General features: G+C 66.1%; 19 protein-coding genes and 2 pseudogenes. 8 read left to right on the forward strand and 13 right to left on the reverse strand.

Annotated elements, in window-relative coordinates:
• Positions 1–185: DUF305 domain-containing protein (locus DYE23_RS29680; protein WP_115329257.1), on the forward strand; the 185-nt coding region annotated here is incomplete at its 5' end.
• A gap of 128 nt (positions 186–313) precedes the next feature.
• Here DYE23_RS29680 and DYE23_RS29685 read toward each other — a convergent pair.
• The 3 genes and pseudogenes from DYE23_RS29685 to DYE23_RS31965 all read right to left on the reverse strand — a co-directional run.
• Positions 314–676: pseudogene (locus DYE23_RS29685) on the reverse strand (nucleotidyl cyclase domain-containing protein); the annotation flags it as partial.
• A gap of 493 nt (positions 677–1,169) precedes the next feature.
• Complete coding sequence (locus DYE23_RS29690) at positions 1,170–1,421, reverse strand: hypothetical protein (protein ID WP_115329258.1); 252 nt, start codon at positions 1,419–1,421, stop codon at positions 1,170–1,172.
• Positions 1,391–1,591 (reverse strand): DUF2905 domain-containing protein, encoded by a 201-nt coding sequence (locus tag DYE23_RS31965; RefSeq protein WP_115329259.1) that lies wholly within the window; start codon positions 1,589–1,591, stop codon positions 1,391–1,393. Before DYE23_RS31965 ends, DYE23_RS29690 begins: the two co-directional genes overlap by 31 nt.
• Before the next feature lie 374 nt (positions 1,592–1,965).
• Here DYE23_RS31965 and DYE23_RS29700 point away from each other — a divergent pair, with 374 nt between their 5' ends.
• Positions 1,966–2,511, forward strand: coding sequence for a hypothetical protein (locus DYE23_RS29700; RefSeq protein WP_235660688.1), 546 nt, complete (start codon positions 1,966–1,968; stop codon positions 2,509–2,511).
• A gap of 78 nt (positions 2,512–2,589) precedes the next feature.
• Here the strand turns inward: DYE23_RS29700 and DYE23_RS29705 are convergent, their stop codons facing one another.
• The 3 genes from DYE23_RS29705 to DYE23_RS29715 form a co-directional block, all read right to left on the reverse strand.
• A complete protein-coding gene (locus DYE23_RS29705; RefSeq protein WP_235660690.1) occupies positions 2,590–2,892 on the reverse strand; it encodes a hypothetical protein in 303 nt (100 codons plus the stop codon).
• 161 nt (positions 2,893–3,053) lie between these two features.
• Positions 3,054–3,284: a hypothetical protein gene (locus DYE23_RS31045; protein ID WP_172527971.1), complete on the reverse strand. Its 231-nt coding sequence runs from the start codon at positions 3,282–3,284 to the stop codon at positions 3,054–3,056.
• A 55-nt stretch (positions 3,285–3,339) separates the two neighbouring features.
• Positions 3,340–4,296, reverse strand: coding sequence for a DUF4226 domain-containing protein (locus DYE23_RS29715; protein WP_006247310.1), 957 nt, complete (start codon positions 4,294–4,296; stop codon positions 3,340–3,342).
• A gap of 144 nt (positions 4,297–4,440) precedes the next feature.
• On the opposite strand from DYE23_RS29715, the gene vapB reads away from it, so the two are divergent.
• The 3 genes and pseudogenes from vapB to DYE23_RS29730 all read left to right on the forward strand — a co-directional run bounded on the left by vapB (position 4,441) and on the right by DYE23_RS29730 (position 6,668).
• Positions 4,441–4,668, forward strand: a complete 228-nt coding sequence (gene vapB / locus DYE23_RS29720) for a type II toxin-antitoxin system VapB family antitoxin (RefSeq protein WP_006247311.1) — start codon at positions 4,441–4,443, stop codon at positions 4,666–4,668.
• A pseudogene (locus tag DYE23_RS29725) lies at positions 4,659–5,068 on the forward strand (PIN domain-containing protein). The gene vapB and the pseudogene DYE23_RS29725 overlap by 10 nt, the downstream one beginning before the upstream one ends.
• A gap of 46 nt (positions 5,069–5,114) precedes the next feature.
• A complete protein-coding gene (locus tag DYE23_RS29730; protein ID WP_115329262.1) occupies positions 5,115–6,668 on the forward strand; it encodes a serine/threonine-protein kinase in 1,554 nt (517 codons plus the stop codon).
• On the opposite strand, the gene DYE23_RS31870 is transcribed toward DYE23_RS29730, so the two are convergent.
• The 6 genes from DYE23_RS31870 to DYE23_RS29755 form a co-directional block, all read right to left on the reverse strand.
• On the reverse strand, positions 6,669–7,016 hold the full coding sequence (locus tag DYE23_RS31870) for an ATP dependent DNA ligase (RefSeq protein WP_308160680.1): 348 nt from the start codon (positions 7,014–7,016) through the stop codon (positions 6,669–6,671).
• On the reverse strand, positions 6,988–7,656 hold the full coding sequence (locus DYE23_RS29735) for an ATP-dependent DNA ligase (protein ID WP_308160681.1): 669 nt from the start codon (positions 7,654–7,656) through the stop codon (positions 6,988–6,990). Before DYE23_RS29735 ends, DYE23_RS31870 begins: the two co-directional genes overlap by 29 nt.
• A gap of 78 nt (positions 7,657–7,734) precedes the next feature.
• The gene (locus tag DYE23_RS29740) at positions 7,735–8,154 is read right to left on the reverse strand and encodes a hypothetical protein (protein WP_115329263.1); all 420 of its coding nucleotides are present in this window, start codon (positions 8,152–8,154) and stop codon (positions 7,735–7,737) included.
• The gene (locus DYE23_RS29745) at positions 8,141–9,613 is read right to left on the reverse strand and encodes a hypothetical protein (RefSeq protein WP_147292310.1); all 1,473 of its coding nucleotides are present in this window, start codon (positions 9,611–9,613) and stop codon (positions 8,141–8,143) included. Before DYE23_RS29745 ends, DYE23_RS29740 begins: the two co-directional genes overlap by 14 nt.
• Positions 9,614–9,688: 75 nt before the next feature.
• Complete coding sequence (locus DYE23_RS29750) at positions 9,689–10,645, reverse strand: hypothetical protein (protein ID WP_083741790.1); 957 nt, start codon at positions 10,643–10,645, stop codon at positions 9,689–9,691.
• Between the two features lie 15 nt (positions 10,646–10,660).
• A complete protein-coding gene (locus DYE23_RS29755; protein ID WP_115329265.1) occupies positions 10,661–11,107 on the reverse strand; it encodes a hypothetical protein in 447 nt (148 codons plus the stop codon).
• Between the two features lie 361 nt (positions 11,108–11,468).
• On the opposite strand from DYE23_RS29755, the gene DYE23_RS29760 reads away from it, so the two are divergent.
• On the forward strand, positions 11,469–12,680 hold the full coding sequence (locus DYE23_RS29760; RefSeq protein WP_115329266.1) for a hypothetical protein: 1,212 nt from the start codon (positions 11,469–11,471) through the stop codon (positions 12,678–12,680).
• Between the two features lie 22 nt (positions 12,681–12,702).
• On the opposite strand, the gene DYE23_RS31050 is transcribed toward DYE23_RS29760, so the two are convergent.
• The gene (locus DYE23_RS31050; protein ID WP_013470241.1) at positions 12,703–12,870 is read right to left on the reverse strand and encodes a hypothetical protein; all 168 of its coding nucleotides are present in this window, start codon (positions 12,868–12,870) and stop codon (positions 12,703–12,705) included.
• Between the two features lie 339 nt (positions 12,871–13,209).
• On the opposite strand from DYE23_RS31050, the gene DYE23_RS29765 reads away from it, so the two are divergent.
• Together DYE23_RS29765 and DYE23_RS29770 are read left to right on the forward strand one after the other, a co-directional pair.
• On the forward strand, positions 13,210–14,244 hold the full coding sequence (locus tag DYE23_RS29765; protein WP_115329267.1) for a DUF932 domain-containing protein: 1,035 nt from the start codon (positions 13,210–13,212) through the stop codon (positions 14,242–14,244).
• A 443-nt stretch (positions 14,245–14,687) separates the two neighbouring features.
• The gene (locus DYE23_RS29770; protein ID WP_115329268.1) at positions 14,688–16,328 is read left to right on the forward strand and encodes a ParB/RepB/Spo0J family partition protein; all 1,641 of its coding nucleotides are present in this window, start codon (positions 14,688–14,690) and stop codon (positions 16,326–16,328) included.
• Positions 16,329–16,740 lie beyond the last annotated feature (412 nt).

Here is a 16,740-nt window from a genome sequence, read left to right on the forward strand (position 1 = left end):
AGGGCGTCGACGCAAACAGGTTCTTCCTGACACAGATGATTGCGCACCACGAGGGCGCAATCAGCGTGGCGCAGACCGAAATCGAGGAAGGTCAGTCTCCACCGGCGGTCGCGATGGCGCGGTCGATCGTGACCACCCAGCAGCAGGAGATCGACACCATGAAGGGCATTCTCGCCTCGCTGTAGCGAGGTCGCGGTCAGGTCTTCCGCGCCGCGCCGCGCCGCGCCGACGAAGATAATGCCGCCGAGGGGCGCTCGATGTGTGCCAGATCGGTCAACCAGGCATCGGCCGGCAGTCGATCGATAGCCACTTAGCTTGTCGCGCCCGACAGTACGGTCTGTCCGCCGTCCGCGAGGTCTCGCGGCCGTGCCGTCCGATTGATTGTCGGACCGGCGTAGTTGCCTCCGTCGCGCAGCTGGATGTCGCCGGTGCGCACCCCGAACCGGATCGGCGCCAGCAGTGCCCGCTGTAGCTGCAAAGCACAGGCCACCGCGTCGCCGGCGCGGGCGAACGCGGCCACGCAACTGTCGCCCTCGCCCTGCTCGACGGGCCGTACCCCGCCATGGGCGGCGACTGCCTCGGGCACCGTGCGATCGAGCAGCGCCACCCGCGGCCGCCATCTCGTCTGGTTGGCCTCCCACAGCCGCGTGGAGCCCTCGACGTCCGCCAGAAGCATCGTCACCGTGCCCGTCGGCAGCAACTCGCTGACGCCCAGATCGCTCCAGTTCCAACGGCGGCGTATCCGCAAGTGGATCAATCTCGCTCACGCTAGCCAGCATCCGGCAGCCGCGAGTGGCAATACATCAGCGCAAGCTGTATAACCGCCGCTCACATCGCGCAACTCTACGACCCCCACGTCGCACATCTACGCGTCCTGGCCGATGGTCTTTGCCCCACCAGATCGCACAGTCGAAACGTCCCACGCGGGATTGGACACGCGGGATTGGAAGGGACCCCGACATGAACAGAGTCGAAAGCACCGCCAAGCACCGGTTCGGGATGAAGGTGTGCCGATTATGAAATCGCAAGCAGCCGTCCTACGCGGCGTCGGCAAGGACTCGGAACAAGCCGAGCGCCTGCCCGACGACCACCGCAGCACGCCGCGGGGGCCACGGTCGGGTATACGAACCTGAGCAGGGGGCCGTTGCCCGCGCCATCAACGAAACGACTCACGAACTCGACGACGAGTACAGCCGTAGGCCCTGGTCGACCTGCTTGAGGGTGCCGTTCGTCATCTCCATCCCAGGGGAGCTGAGAAACTCCATACGCGGCCCGAACCCGTCGTCGCGCGGCAGGAAGCTCGTCGACGTGGTGGTCGATCCGTGAGCCGCCGTCCCCGCAGCTCCGATGCCGATCATCAAGCTGATGCGCATGAACCACTGGACCTCGATCAGCGGCGGAACAGCGACAGGAACAACCATAGGAATACGTTCAGCGCGGCGGAGACGAGCAGCATCGACGTGATCGGGATGTATATCCGCGTGTTGCCGCTGCTTATCCGGATATCACCCGGAAGGTCCGGACAAGCAATGTCCGGGGTCGGCCCGGTAGCGTCACGGCGGTGATCACCTCGGTCGATAGTGTGCGTCACGAGTGCGCCGGCCGCGGAATGGGCCTGCGGTCACCGACAGTGCATCCGCCCGGCATGAATGGCGCCCGGCAGCGATCGAGTGAATTTTCAGCCGTTCTCTACTGGGGTGCCCGTCACGTCCCCCGTCGACCGCACTACATCTACTGCGGGCCAGTAGCGTTATTTCGTCACAGTGACGAATTGAGGATGCCGACCACTGCCACGGACTGTGCAACCAGATGAGCGCACCAGCTGCTGTTGACCTCGACGAGTACCTACGCCGGCCGCACGTGGCGCGGCGGGGCGCCGCGGAGCTGAGCCTGCCGGTGCTGCACTTCGAAAGCCTCGACAGAGCCACGGTCAGTTGGTGTCGCGATTGGCGCGCAGAGATACGAATGACCGATCTGGCCGCCGAGGTCGCCTCCCCCGCGGTGACGGTTGGAGCGGTGGACTTTGTGCTGGTGCAGCTCGGACAGAGCCGCCAGCCGGTCGCTGACCGTCTCGCTCAATTGGGCACTCGGGAGGCCCGTTTCGGAGAGCTGTTCAACGGAGGGGAACTTGAGGCGGCGCTCGACGAGCACATCGAATTCTTCGACGGTATGCCAATATTCACCGTTCTGCCGGTGGTGGCCGCGATCGTCGACGACCTCATGCCCGCCTCCCGGCTGCGCCCCTGGTCGGTGGCCGAGGTCATCCATACGATGCTGCCGACAAACTCAGGCATGGCGGTTGCTTCTGCCCTCGACAGTGCCGGCCGGCCTGGTCGTCAATTGGTGTCGGCGGACCGGCTCGACCATGACTGGCTCGACGTCGGCCTCACAGGAATTCCCGGCCACCCGGCCCTGGTCGGCCGGGCGACGATGTTCACCTATCTCGACGATGCGCGCGCCGCCCTGGCAGGCGTCGCAGACGAGGTGTTCGCCGTTCGAGCTGGTAGTTAACGCGGGTCTCAGTTCTTCTGTGCTGCTGAACATTTGAGTCTTCAGGCCAGCAGGCTAGCTGGAAGTGCGTTGTCATCTTCACTTCCGCTGCGCGACCACCCAGGGGATCGCTCGGAGGGCGCCAAACACGAAGATGGACCATATGCACAAGATTCCGACCCATAGCGCCATCTCGTCGTCGCGCAGCCATGCCGCACTGTGAAGGGCGCCTTCGACGAGGGCGCCGATGCCAACGAACGCGAACAGGATGGCGCTGAGCCCAACGACCGCGCCCAGCCCCAGTGTGCTGCGGGATGGCCATCGGCGCTTCACGTACGTCTCAACACCCAACGCCGCGAAGAGAAGCGATCCGGCCCACGTGATAACCCAGAAACTAAGCATGGCGCCTAGGGCGCGTTTGCGACACCGTGGTCAATCTCTTGGTCAGCACGCCCGAGCGCGTCACCACACGACCCACCGTCTTACGCGCGGTAGCGGGTGCGCAGTGAAAATTGTTGCTCAGCAACGTATTGAGGTGCCCTTACGATCTTCCGGTGGGGGTTTCAGCGAGCAGTCTTGCCTTGCTCGATGCGCGCGCCGATGATGTCGGGTCGCGCATTCACTGGGAGATGCATGTACGTGCCGGTGGTGATCCGGAGACTGTCGGACTGACCGCCGGCGCCGGTCATGTTTTCATCTACGGGCCCGTCCGCCTCGACGACCGCGCCGTCGCGCATATCAACGCCCTTCTGGACGCGGTACTGCGCCGCGAACGCTGCATCGTCGAGGACCACCAGGGCCGACCGCGATTGATCTGACACTACGAACCCGAACCCCGTGGCTTCCTCGCTAGGGCCTGGACGGATCGGGAACCCACCACCCGGGCATGTACTCCACGTAACCCCACGGGGCAAGCTGATCTGGCGCTATCTCAACCACGTCGCGGATATCAATGGGCTGCTGCGGCTTGGGCCACGGCGGCTGCGCACCGTAATAGGAATCAGGGTGTGGGACACCAATTCCCGGAGCGACCTGCTGATAGCCCGGCGGGAAGAGCGCACCGGAGTCGGGGTCGATCACCCGAACGTCGCTCAGATCGAGGGGGTACTTTGCCGGCGGCGGGGGCGGCACATACCCCAGGCCGCCCTCAGGGTCTGGATACCAGAGGTTGGGGCCCACCTGCTTGTAGTTCGGTGGCGCGAGCTCTCCGTCACCCACGTAGGTCAACTTGGTGACATCGAGCCAGTACCGCGGATCTTCACCGTGCGGTGGGTCTTCCCCCGGCTTGTCGGTAGGAAGCTCGGCCGGAGCCTGGGGCAACTCACCGGAGCCGTAGCTGAGCGCTCTCACTTCGCCGGCGGCCTGGCTGGACTGCTGCTGAGTCGAGACCACTACCGACTGGGCGCGGGCGACCTGCGTCCGCAGGGCCTTGAGCACCATCATCTCCGCCGCCGGCGTGCGAGCCGATCCGGCCACCTCGGCGATCGAGCGTGTCTGGGCGACAATCGTGTCCATTTGGCGCGCCCCGCCCTCAGTGATCTGCGCCGCGTTGGCCAATCGCGCTTCCAAGGTGGAGTCGGTACGGCCGGCGGTGACCAGCTCCCGGTTCTGCTGCTGTACCACCGACGCATGCCGATCGACGAGCTGACCAGACAGGCCCGACATCTGCTGGCCCGCGCCGCTGACGGATTCCGCGGCCGTCTGCAGAGGAGCGCCTGACGTCGCCACAGGCCCGGGTGTACCGAACAGCGAGCGGGCGCGTTCGACCACCGCCAGCGCCTGGGCCGCCTCAAGCTGAATGGTCACGCCACCAATTATCGGGCATGCAGAGCCCTGGTGACAGCAGGAGTCAGCGCGGCCGCGCGGATGCCCGTCGCGATGAGTGTCGCCGCAGGGGGCCAGCCAAACGCCCTGTAAACTGATAACGATGATATCAGGAGGTCATGCACGATGGGCGATGTGCTGATCCGCGGGCTGTCCGACGCGGCGATCGCGCGTATCGACGCTGATGCCGCCGCCCGCGGCCTCTCGCGCCAAGAGTATCTGCGAACCAGATTCGAGACCGAAGGTTCAGTGGGCGCCCCCGCGCGGACCATGACCGTCGACGATCTACGCCGCGCCGCCGCGGCTGCCACCGACCTCGACGATCCCGACATCATGGACGCCGCGTGGCGGTGACCAACTGGCTCATCGACAAATCGGCCTACACCCGACTGGTGGCCTCCCCAGACGCCCAGGCCTGGGTCGAGCGCATCGAACGTGGTCTCGTGCGCATGAGCACCGTCACCCGCCTACAGATCGGCTACTCGTTCCGGAACGGGCCGCAGGCCCGCAGCGAATCAGGCGCACCGCCGCTGGCATTGATGCCGCTCGAGTACCTAACCCCAGCCGCCGAGGACCGCGCCGTGGGCGTGCAGCTCCAGCTGGCCGCCGTGGGCTGCACCGTGCCCCGGCGATCCCGGATCTGCTGGTGGCGGCTGTCGCCGAGATGGCCGGCCTCACCGTGCTCGCCCTCGACAGGGACTTCGACCTGATCGCGCAAGTCACCGGACAAGCCGTCGAATGGCTCCGCCTATGAGCACACACGTGCGCAGCCTTCACCGGCTGGCAGGGAAGGCGTCGACATGACCGCACCAGAGGGCCTGCCCACACCACCCACCCACATCGCCGGATACCGCGTCGAGCGGGTCCTGGCCGTCACGGCGATGGCGACGGTCTACCTGGTGCACAGTCCCACCCTGCCGCGCCGGGAAGTGCTCAAAGTGCTTCAACCCGAGCACGCCAAAGGCGACCACGTTCGCGCCCAGTTCCTCCACGAAGCCGACATCACCGCCGGGCTCGAACATCCCAACATCGTGCGCGTGTTCAGCCGCGGCGAGACCGACACCGGCCAACTGTGGATCGCCATGGAGTACGTCGAGGGAACCAACGCCGAGACTGCGCTGCGCGACGGACAGATGACGCCCGAGCGCGCAGTCCACATCATCACCGAGGTCGCCCGAGCCCTGGACTACGCGCACTCCCGCGGGGTCGTGCACCAAGACATCAAACCCTCGAACTTCCTGATCGCCGCCCAGAAACTGCCGGGCGGTCTCGACCGCGTCGTGCTCACCGACTTCGGTGCCGCGCTGTCCCCCCACAGCCGCGGAGCTGGCGACGGGCCCATGAGCGCCACCCTCGCCTACAGCGCGCCCGAAGTCATCACCGGGACATCAGCTTTGGACGGACGCGCCGACGTCTACGCCCTCGCATGCACGCTCTTTCGGCTGCTGACTGGAGACCACCCCTACCCGACAGACGCCGGGGTCGGCGCCACAGTAAAAGCTCATATGGACACCACCCCGCCCCGAGTGTCCGACCGGCTCAGCTGGGCCTCACCACAACTAGACAGCGTGATCGCCAAGGCGCTGGCCAAGAATCCCGCTGACCGCTACCCCACCGCCGGCGACTTCGCGGCCGCGGCCAGCGCGGCACTCACCCTCCCCCCGCCCTCGGCTCCAGCGGCACCGCCCGCCGATCGCGACGAGCCGCCACCCCACACTGAGCTAGGCAGGGCCGAGTCCCACGGCGCAGCAGCGGATTTCATCAGCCTGCTCCCCCACACCCGTGCCGTCTCACAACGGCGCCAGCTGATCGCGGCACTCGCAGTCGCCGCCGTGCTCATCATCGCCCTGTCGGTGTGGCTTATCGGACGCTCCGACCCGCCCGACACCGCGCCCACGGCGGCGCCAGCGACGACCACCGCGGCCCCGCCCGCCGCGCTTGAGGACCTCCGGCGGCTGCTCCCGTCCGGCTATCCCGCCGACGCATGCACCCCAGCACCGTCCCCTGATGGCGCGACGGTGATCACCTGCGGACCCAACACCGACGCTGGTGGACCCCGCAGCGCCACCTACACCCTGGCCGGCGGACCCGAGGCGCTGCGCACCACGTTCGACCAGCTCGTCGAATCCACGACAGTGGTGGTCTGCCCCGGCAACATCCAGTCTCCCGGCCCGTGGCGACGCAACGACACCCCCGCCGTCACCCGCGGAACCGTGCTTTGCGGGCTGAGCAATGGCCGGCCGCGTGTGGTGTGGACCAACGACGCGCAACGGCTCATCGCCGACGTGCAATCCGGTGGCCCCAACGATCCTCGGCTGGACCAGCTCTACGCCTGGTGGGGCACGCACTCGTAATCAGCTGGTCGGCGCGCCGGCATCGCGCGGCAAACACACCCCCGACACGGGCGCAGTACGGAGTCCCTTCCACGACGCGTGGCGCAGGCCTTTGCCCGCGTGATACTCGCGGTAGGCAACTTCACCGACATACCGCGGCTTGAACCACTGGACCCCCGACATCGACGCCCCCTCCGCCACCGGCGGCGCGGAGACCTCGGTCCCGGCCAACAGTGTGGCCAGGCGGCGACGTTCGGCACCGCTAAAACCCGTGCCGACCTGACCCAACAGCACGAGTTGGCCCGCCTCGTCGTGGGCGGCCAGGATCAGGGCCCCAACCTCACCGCGACGGCCGGCGAACGCCCCCACGACCACCGCCTCGGTTGTCGCGCGCACTGGGCATTTGATCCAGTCCCAGGGATCGGCCCGACCGGTATGGCGAATCCAGTCGTTTACACACGATGCCCTCGTGGTGCTGATCAGCGCAGATAGCGAGCATGTCCGCAGGAGCGACATCGGTCCAGTGCCTTGGCACCGTCAGTGCTGGCGAACGCTTCACCACCATCAGTGTGTCCATCAGCTCGCGGCGCTCCCGGTAAGGCCAGTGCGTGATGTCTTCGCCGTCGATGTTGACCACATCGAAGGCGAGATATCGCGTGGGCACCTCACGCACGAGCTGCCCGCTGGGCCGACGCTGCTGAGGCCACCGCCGCTGGAGCCGTCTAAACGACGGGCGCCCGTGCTCGTCGACGGCGACGATCTCACCGTCGAGGATCATTCGACGGCCACCGACTGCAGCTGCGACCGCGGACAACTCGGGGAAGGTTTCGGTGATGTCCGCCCCATTGCGGGACGTCACCCGCACCCGGGGATCTACAGTCAACATTCCCCGCTGGCCATCAAACTTCACTTCTACAGCAAACTGACCGCCGTGCGGGGCCTGGCCCAGCGTCGCCAACATGGGCGCAGGGGCCACGAGGCGGTCGGGGAACAACGAAGCGCGGGTCACGCTTCGACGGTACTCACCGGTGGCAGCGCGTCACTGTTACTGCCGCTTCCCGCAGCAGACTGGCCTATTGATCGGGCATTACTGTTGCTCGTCAAACGCCTCCGCCCGAGTGCCGAGGTACTTTCCCTTCACCGGCCGGCTGTTTCGGTCGGGCGCAGGCAGGCCTCTTAAGTATCGGCGGTAAGCGGTGTCATTGGTGAGCGGTCGGCCGACGATCTCGCCATCGTCGACCTCGTAACCCACTGACAGCAAGCGCCTTTCGACAGCACCGAGCGTCAACTCTTGGTCGCCGATCTTCACGATCAACGGTTCGATGATCTGGACCTCATAGTGGTCGTCAAGACTGACCTCACGCTCCTCTAGGTTTGGTCCTACTGTCGGCGAGGATGCATCGTCCTTGAACCGGATTGATGCCCAGTCCCCGAATACGGTCTGACCACCGATCAGTGCCGCGGCCTCGGCTACGTCGCGAGCATCAGCGGCGCTAACAGTCGTCAAATCCGGGATAAGGACTGGCGTAGACGTCGAAGTCTGAATGACAGACAGTGCCCGCAGATAGACCATGACATCGTCGGGGGAAGGCGGCCTCATGAGAAGGGATCTCACGGTAGTCGACGAACGGGCCGACTCGCTGAGCGACCTCCAAAACGTTGCCAGTGGCGATGCTCTGGAGGAACTCGATACAGGGTAGGACTGCATCGATCTCCTCACCGACGATTCGCGCCCTGGTGAAACCCCATGTGCCGAAACGTGTTTCGAGATCCGTACGAGTGTCAAACGTCAGATAACCCGACTCATCAGTGCCCGACTCCCACACGCCGGTCTGCTCGGGGCCGGTCCTAGCCGTGATCGAGAAGGTCAATGTGGGGCTGTATGTTCCGTCAGACCTGCGGACGCGGAAACGTGCAGCATAGTCTTCGCCCTGGCTCTGAAGGAGTACCTCGGTGAGCCCCCCGGACAGCGGAGCCCCCAGACCCCCGGGCAGATCAATGTCGACCTCGGCCGGCGCACTCAACGGCGTTCCGTACTTACGCCAACTGTCGTAAGCGTCTTCATCGAAAGCCGCATCCTCGGCTGCGAACCGCAGCCGAAATGGGATCGGTCGTTCACGCTGCGACTCGGAGAAACGTTGGTACACACGGAAAGTAAGTGTTCGGCCGTCGGGTTGGATCTCTTGCGTGGCTGCAATCATACCGTCACGGCGCGTAATCTCACCGGGTTCGAGGTCAATGCTGAACTCGTATCTAAAGTGTGGGTCAGTGTCGAGCACCTTGAATATCCGGTCGAGATGCGAAGAAATTTCGGCTGGTGTTACGAGCGCCACGTCATCAGCGGTTCCCGTACTCAATGCTTCTCCCGCCGATACGTCGCGCCGCAGGATCGCTGACATCTCAGCCACCGCCGAGCGGAGACGCGCGGCGCCACCGTGCAGGTAATAGTCAATGACGTAGGGGTATTCACCGGCCAGCGTCTCGCAAAATGCGCGCCCTTCCCACTTGATGACTCGCTCAGGGGCGTTACGCCACGCGGTAATGCGTTGCTTTTCGTCCTCGTTCAGCGCGAGCTCGGCATCCTCGAACATCTCGTTAATGACGTTATCGGGCATGGAATGAAACCAGTCGAGCTGATTGTCGACGGTATTGTCGACTGGCGCGATCAGGTACCAATCCCCCAGCGGCACGGGCGGTTCTCTGCGGACCAGACCTACCAGCACCCGCCGGAACGACTTCTCTATCTCCTTCTTTTGCGAGGCAGTGAGCGTCTTCGCGTAGCGCTTGATCTGATAGACGTCGTACTTGCCAGCTTCGCGTTTGCTCGGGTCTAGCACGTCGATGCCGAAGTCACCACGCGATGGGCGGACCCGGGTCGAAGACCTACGCTCGCTATAAAGCAAGTTGGCCACGACCGTCTCAGCCTCATCGCCACCAAGTTCCGACCATTCAACCCTGCCAGGCATACTCACTCCTCGGTTCCCACACCCCACACAACGCGATCAGCTACGAAAGGTTCCGCCCCCGGGGTTCGGCTGTCCTCAGCGGCGCCACACGTGAACGCGGTCGGTCTTGAGTGGGGCGCCTTCTGGACCCTTGACGTACGGGGCGATCCACTTCGGGCGCCGATCGGCATGATTGGGCCCACACGCCTGCTGACGCCAATGACCGCCCACCCACCACCGGTGTCGGTACTGACGGTCACCCAATGAACCATCGCGTTCCCCAGGCGGGCTCATGGGTCGCCGCAACTCAATGATGCTCACCCGGTTCGGGTCCGCAGCCGCACGAGACGATTCCTCGGTCTGCGTCGACGGTGCACTGCCGAGGACGCGAGTGGAGGCGACGGTGGGTTGGCCCATCAGGAGCCAGGCCGCCCCGACGACACTCACCAACGGCGACGCCTCAGCCGATCGGGCCACCTCAGCGGTGCGCGGCACCAACGGCTGCAGCAGCAGCGTCGGGTTGGTCACCCACAGTGGCGAAGACACCCCGTAGGGGGCCAGCAGTTCAGGGTTCTTAGCCAACCGTGACAACGGCTGAATTTGCAGCACCCCGTCGGGGCGAGACCACCACCACACCCCGTCCCACGAAACCTCGGTGGGATCGTTGGGGCTTAACGCATTCCATGGCACACTTCCGGCCGGCTTTGCCCAACACAACAGCCCGGTCGGAGCCGGCGCGGCGACAGCGGGCGTCCACTCCGGAAGGGAGTCGGCGGCATCGAGCGCGACGTCAACCATGTCGCGCGAAACCCAGTACAGCTCAGCACGTTTGATGACATCGGCCTCGCCGCTCATCTGGCTCAACGACTCGGCCAGCTTCGCCTGCAACCGCTTCAACCTCCGAAGGCTCTCCCCCGCAGCTCCCAAGGCCTCGGACGGTTCTGCAAGGGCGCTGGATTGGTGGTCGACAAGGCTGTCCAGAGCGTTGCACCACTGCCGGCGAATATCGGGCAGGCCCGGTGCCGCCCACGGGGTCGCTTTGCGGCGGCTCATTGCATGCCCGCCGGCTTAGCCGAGACCATCGGCGAACTCCATGACCGCCGCCGCCTGTTCTTGGAGAAGCTCGACGAATTTCGGCGACGACTGGGTTTTCATATTCGCGTCGAGCTCACCGGCCAGGGCGCGCAGTCGGGTGCCGGCGCCGCGCAACTCGGCCAGTTGGACATCGCGGCTCACCGGCGACGGCGTCACGTAGGTCAGCACCGCCCGTAGCTCAGGAAACCTGATGGCTTTGCCGCCTCGCTGCTCGTCGAACAGCCGGGCAAGCGTGCCTTCAGTCTGGGCCCAACTGCGCATTTCCGATTCGAGCCGGGCCGCAATGACGTGCAGGGCCGCCGGGATCCCAAAGGCGATCGTCGAGTCGGCGCCGCTGCCGTACGTGCGGACGGTCTCGGCGAGGTCGCGAACTTCGGTTATCACCTTGCTCAGGTGAGTCGCATCAACTTGCACAGGCATAACAGCGATCCTAAGTGAGCGCGGCGCCTCTGATCTGCAGAGATTTCCCCCGCTCACACCAGCTGCACTCCAGTCGGGGAGATGGCACTGCCGTGCCCGCGGCTGGCCCGTACCCGACACACGCCCCGGGCCTTGCCTGTGGTTCTGCCTTTCTGGCCCTCCGATTGTGGCCGGCGGTCCGCTCCGCGCAAGGCCACGGCCTCCGCTGCGCTGCGGGCCCACAGGCTCGGGGCAGCTCCCCCACAAACGTTCGCTGCGCTCACCCGGGACTTGCCCCGCCCGGACCTTTGCACTCCACGGCCCTCTACCGGCCCAAATCTCCAGTGCCAGAAGGCAAAAAGAACGGGCGGGAGATCCCACGATGAGCACCCAGGCACACCATGAACAGGCCAGCCTCTTCAGCGACGACACCAGCACACGCCGCCACCCCCGGCATGTGCTGTCCTACGGTCTCGGATTGGACAGCACGGCGGTCCTACTGCGCTGGCTCACCGACCCGTCCAGCCGCGACTTCGACCTGTCCGACCTGGTGGTCATCACCGCCATGACCGGAGACGAGTTCAGTGCCACCGGGGCCGACGTCGAGCGCTACGTGCTCCCCGAGCTGCGCCGCCACCGGGTCCGGTTCGTCCAGGTCGGCCGCCACCAGCTGCTCACCACCGCCGCCGGCGAGGGCATCACCACCTTCAGCGACACCACCGAACCGGACCGACTCTTCGTCGAGGGGGCCTACGCGCTGTCGACGGAGATGCTCACCGCCGGCACCCTGCCGCAGCGCGGCGGTGCCCGCAAATGCAGCGCCCGAGCCAAGGGCGCGGTCCTCGACCCGGTGATCGCCCGACTGACCGGCGGGCAGCCTTACCAGCATTACGTTGGCTTCGAGCTCGACGAGACGGTCCGCGCCGAGCGCGACGCCGCCTACAACACAGCAGCCCGAACCGGCTGCTACCCCCTGATCCAATGGGGATGGACGAGAGCTGACTGCGACACCTTTGTCTACAACCTCACGGGCCGCCGATGGCTCAAAAGTGCCTGCAGCTATTGCCCTTTCGCGATCAGTTCGGCACGAGGCGTGCAGTCGACGCTGCAGCGTTACGCCGCTGATCCCGCGGCCGGAGCGCTGGCCCTGTTCATCGAACGCGTCGCGGTCTGTATCAACGACAAGCAGACCCTGCGCCCGACTGGCCGCCTCTACGATGATGTCGCTGCTGCTGGTCTGACCGGTGTCCTTGACCTGTTCCACCGCCGCCTCGACGACACCGAGCACGCGATCTACGAAGTGCGCCGGGTGGCCAAGGTTCGCGGGACGGGAACCAGGCCGGTCATCGCCCGGTCAGTGCGTCTGCTCGATCGTGGATCTCGCGCCGAGATGGCAGCCGCACTACTGGGCCTGCCCGGGCAGTTGCACACCGGCAACGACGGCATCGCGCGCAGCATCGCGCTGCGCCGCGGTGAGACGCCGCCATGGGCAGAGCGGTTCTATGTCGCCTGCCCGGCCGTCGTTGCGGACAAGGCCAGACCCCACTTCGAGCGCTGGTTCGCCGAGGTGGCCAGCGATGTCGCACTGTTCTGACACCCGGCACGGGGCACGCCAGCTACAGCCCCAGCGGGTCCGACCAGGCCGGCTGCGCATAGGCGGTGTCGAACGGGATCGCCGGGCGCGGCCACGCGCCGGTGACCACCCAGGTCAGCACCGGCTCCGACACCGGACCCTGGATCGGCCGCGTCAACGCATCGACCAGCGCACTCTCACACGACGACATCAACCCAGGCTACCGGCGTGGTGCATACCCAGAATGGAAGCGCCTGGCGGCGCTGCAGCTGATTCGCCGGCCCCTGCGGGCCCGCCGACCCACCGAATTTTGCCTTTCTGGCCCTCCGATTGTGGCCGGCGGTCCGCTCCGCGCAAGGCCACGGCCTCCGCTGCGCTGCGGGCCCACAGGCTCGGGGCAGCTCCCCCACAAACGTTCGCTGCGCTCACCCGGGACCTGCCCCGCCCGGACCTTTGCACTCCACGGCCCTCTACCGGCCCAAATCTCCAGTGCCAGAAGGCAAAAAGAACGGGCGGCCACCGCCCACTCACCTCCCGAAAGGAACCCACCATGGCTCACGAACTCGATCAGACCGCAGGCAAAGTCAGCTTCGCCGACTCGCGTACCGACGCCTGGCACCAACTCGGCCAGCAGGTCGGCCACGCTATGACCGCCCGCGAGGCTCTGCACGCCGCCCACCTGGCCAACTGGAACGTCCGCAAAATGGCGCTAGTTATCCCCCAGGAGCCGGTGATCAGCGAAACCGGTGTCACCACACCCGCCCCGCTGGCAGTGCCCGACCAGTGGGCCACCGTGCGCACCAACCCCATCACCGGAGCCCTCGACGTGCTCGGCGTGGTCGGCAACAAGTACGAGCCGATGCAAAACGAAGCATCGTGTGACCTGCTCGACGCGCTCACCGGAGAAAGCGGTGCGGTCTACGAGACCGCCGGGGCGCTACGCGGCGGGCGCGAAACGTTCGTGACCATGAAGCTGCCCGAATCCATGGTGTTCGACGGAATCGACGGCACCAAGGACCGCACCGACTTCTACCTGGCCGCGCTGAACTCTCACGACGGGTCCAGCAAGTTCCGCTTCCTGGTGACGCCGGTGCGCATCGTATGCGCCAACACCCAAAGCGCGGCCATCGCACGCGCGGCGGCCAGCTTCGGCATCAGCCACACCGGCGGGGCCGCCGTCGCCTTGCAGGAGGCCCGACGAGCACTCAAGTTGAGCTGGCGCTACGTCGAGGCATTCGAACAGGAAGCAGCCGCCCTCTACGCCGCCCCCATGGACCTCGACCAGATCCGTCACTTCGTCGGCGAGCTCGTCGACGTCGACGGAGCCGAGTCCAAGACCACGGCCCGCAACCGTCGCGACACCGCCAACGCGATCGTCAAACTGTGGGTGTCCAGCCCCACCGTCGCCCCGATCGCCGGCACCCGGTGGGCGGCCTACAACGCGGTCACCGAGTACGTCGACCACTACAGCAAGGTCCGCGCCGCAGGAGATCCGCAGTCGGTACGGGCCCTGCGCGCAGTCACCGGCGGCAGCACCGCTCAGAACCTGAAGACCAACGCCTTCCGGATGCTGCAAACTCTCTAACCCCCGAGGGTGGTCTGGCCCGTCCCGCGGGCCAGACCACCCCATCACCCACGATCCCGAAAGGCACTGCTATGCAGGAACATCGGGCACGACGGCCACGGCTTTACCGACCCGCACCGATGCCATCGGGGAACTGCACAGGCGGAAGCGCCTGCGGCGCTGCTGAACACCGGGTCCCTGCGGGCCCCGGCGCTAGTTTATTTGCCTTCTGGCTTTCGATTATGGCCGGCGGCCCGCTGCGTGCAAGGCCACGGCCTCCGCTGCGCTCCGGGCCCAAGGGCTCGCAAATTTCTTTCGAGGCTCGCTGCGCTCGCGCGAAGAATTTTGCGCCCGGACCTTTGCACTCCACGGCCCTGATGCCGGCCCAAATCTTCAGTGCCAGAAGGCAAAAAGAACGGGCGGCCACCGCCCACTCACCCCATCGATGAAAGGTCACCATCACCATGAGCGAGAACACCACCACCGTCACCGACAACGACACCAACGCACAGGTCGCGGCGGCAGGCACCCTCGAACACCTCGACCCGCACACGTTGGAGCTGGAAACCAACGTCCGCGACGACGCCGCACTCGACGCTGATTTCGTCGCCAGCATCAAAGAGCACGGCGTGCTCAACCCCATCGCAGCGGTGCGCGGACACGACGGCGTGGTGCGGGTGCGCGCCGGACAGCGACGCACCCTGGCCGCACGCGAGGCTGGTCTGACCAGCGTCCCGGTCTACGTGCGCCCAGCCGGTGCGACCGACGACAAGGCCCAGGTGGTCGAACGGGTCTCCGAGCAGATCGTGGAAAACGACCGACGCCGCGAACTCACCGAGGCCCAGCGGGCACGCGGCATCCAGCAGATGCTCGACGCCGGAGCCTCCGTGACCAAGGTCGCCAAGAAGCTGTCCATCGGGCGTGACACGGTCAAATCCGTGGCCACCGCCGCCGGATCACAGGCCGCGATGGAGGCACTCGACGCGGGGCAGCTGTCGCTGTCAGAGGCCGCGGTGCTCAGCGAGTTCGATGACGACCCCGACGCCATCATGCGTCTGCTTGAAGTGGCCGGAACCAACCGATTCGAGCACCGGGTCGCCGAAATCCGCCAGGACCGCGCCGCCCAACAGGCCTACCAGGAAGCTGCCACCAGCTACACCGAGCAGGGATACACCGTGGTCGAGGACTTCCCCGCCTACGGGGACACGACCTGCGTGGAACTGCGCTACCTGCGCACCCCCGAGGGCGAGGCTGCCACCGACGAGCATGTCACCGACCCTGCACACTGGGCGGTCTGCCTAACCGAAGTCGAAGGCTACGTCGACACCGAGACCGGCGAACCGGTCGACGCCCACGACATCGACTGGCACGCTCGATTCAGTGCCACGGTTGCCGAGGGCAAGCGCGACCCCAGCTCGGTCACCGAAGTGGTTGTGTGGGAGGCAGATTGGCTGTGCACCGACTACGCCGCCGCCGGACTGGTCTTGTGCGACTCACTGGCTAAGCGCGTGGAAGCCCTCGCCCGCGAGGACGGCGACCATTACGCCGATGACTCCAGCGACCAGGACGCCGAAGCGCGGGAGGCCGCAGCAGCCGAAGCGGCGCGCCGCGAGCGGCGCAAGGTCATCGCGCTCAACAAGCTCGGCGAAGCCGCCCAGCAGGTGCGTCGCCAGTTCATCACCGACAAGATCCTCGCCCGCAAGACCGCCCCCAAGGGTGCGGCGATGTTCGTGGCGAGCTGCCTCACCCGCGACGTGCGCCTGATCGAGGAACACCACGGCGGGCAGATCAGCGCCGAGCTGCTCGGGGCCAGCGACTCGACAGCAGTGACGAAGATGGTGGCCGAGCTGCCCGCCACCGGCGACGGACGCGCCCAGGTGATCACGCTGGCGCTGGTGCTCGGTGCACTGGAAGCCCGTACCGGCAAGGACGCCTGGCGAGGCAGCGGCTGGGGCCACTACGTCGGAGCCGCCGAGCTGCTGCGCTTCCTGGCCGACAACGGCTACCCGCTGGCCGACATTGAGCGCGTCATCCTCGGCGAGCAAACCGCCGATGCACTCTATGACTCGCTGACCGAGCAGTCCGAGCCCGCCGAGGACGACTAGCCCCCGCGTCGGGAGGTGGGGCCGGTCAGCGCCGGTCCCACCTCCCGCTCGGGACCGCCATCAGCAGGACCATGGTCGCGCATTTCATCCACGAAATCGACATCGCCGCGACCAGTGCAGCGGAAGCGCCTGTCGGCGCTACTGAATTATTTTTCTGACCGCTTTCTCTTTTCTCAATTGTGGCCGGCGGCCCGCTCCGCGCAAGGCCACGGATACGGCCTAACGGCCCGGAAACTTTTCCACGAATCCGCTCGCAAAAGACGCTCACGGGGAAAACTTTCCGTCCGGACCTGTGCACTGCGCTGGGCCCTACGCCGGCCATGACATTGATGCGAGAAAGCGCCAAAGAACAGGCAGCACCACAGCTGAACAGGATTGTGCGGACGCATGTTAAGACCGATTCGAGGGTCCG

The organism is Mycolicibacterium gilvum (assembly GCF_900454025.1).
Classification (GTDB): Bacteria; Actinomycetota; Actinomycetes; order Mycobacteriales; family Mycobacteriaceae; genus Mycobacterium; species Mycobacterium gilvum.

Coding starts and splice junctions, on each gene's coding strand:
- DYE23_RS29745 (WP_147292310.1), bottom strand. CDS start 9,613: ATGCCTGGCAGGGTTGAATGGTCGGAACTTGGTGGCGATGAGGCTGAG.
- DYE23_RS29755 (WP_115329265.1), bottom strand. CDS start 11,107: ATGCCTGTGCAAGTTGATGCGACTCACCTGAGCAAGGTGATAACCGAA.
- DYE23_RS31050 (WP_013470241.1), bottom strand. CDS start 12,870: ATGTCGTCGTGTGAGAGTGCGCTGGTCGATGCGTTGACGCGGCCGATC.
- vapB (WP_006247311.1), top strand. CDS start 4,441: ATGGGCGATGTGCTGATCCGCGGGCTGTCCGACGCGGCGATCGCGCGT.
- DYE23_RS29690 (WP_115329258.1), bottom strand. CDS start 1,421: ATGGTTGTTCCTGTCGCTGTTCCGCCGCTGATCGAGGTCCAGTGGTTC.
- DYE23_RS29730 (WP_115329262.1), top strand. CDS start 5,115: ATGACCGCACCAGAGGGCCTGCCCACACCACCCACCCACATCGCCGGA.
- DYE23_RS29700 (WP_235660688.1), top strand. CDS start 1,966: ATGACCGATCTGGCCGCCGAGGTCGCCTCCCCCGCGGTGACGGTTGGA.
- DYE23_RS29705 (WP_235660690.1), bottom strand. CDS start 2,892: ATGCTTAGTTTCTGGGTTATCACGTGGGCCGGATCGCTTCTCTTCGCG.
- DYE23_RS29770 (WP_115329268.1), top strand. CDS start 14,688: ATGAGCGAGAACACCACCACCGTCACCGACAACGACACCAACGCACAG.
- DYE23_RS29750 (WP_083741790.1), bottom strand. CDS start 10,645: ATGAGCCGCCGCAAAGCGACCCCGTGGGCGGCACCGGGCCTGCCCGAT.
- DYE23_RS29765 (WP_115329267.1), top strand. CDS start 13,210: ATGGCTCACGAACTCGATCAGACCGCAGGCAAAGTCAGCTTCGCCGAC.
- DYE23_RS29760 (WP_115329266.1), top strand. CDS start 11,469: ATGAGCACCCAGGCACACCATGAACAGGCCAGCCTCTTCAGCGACGAC.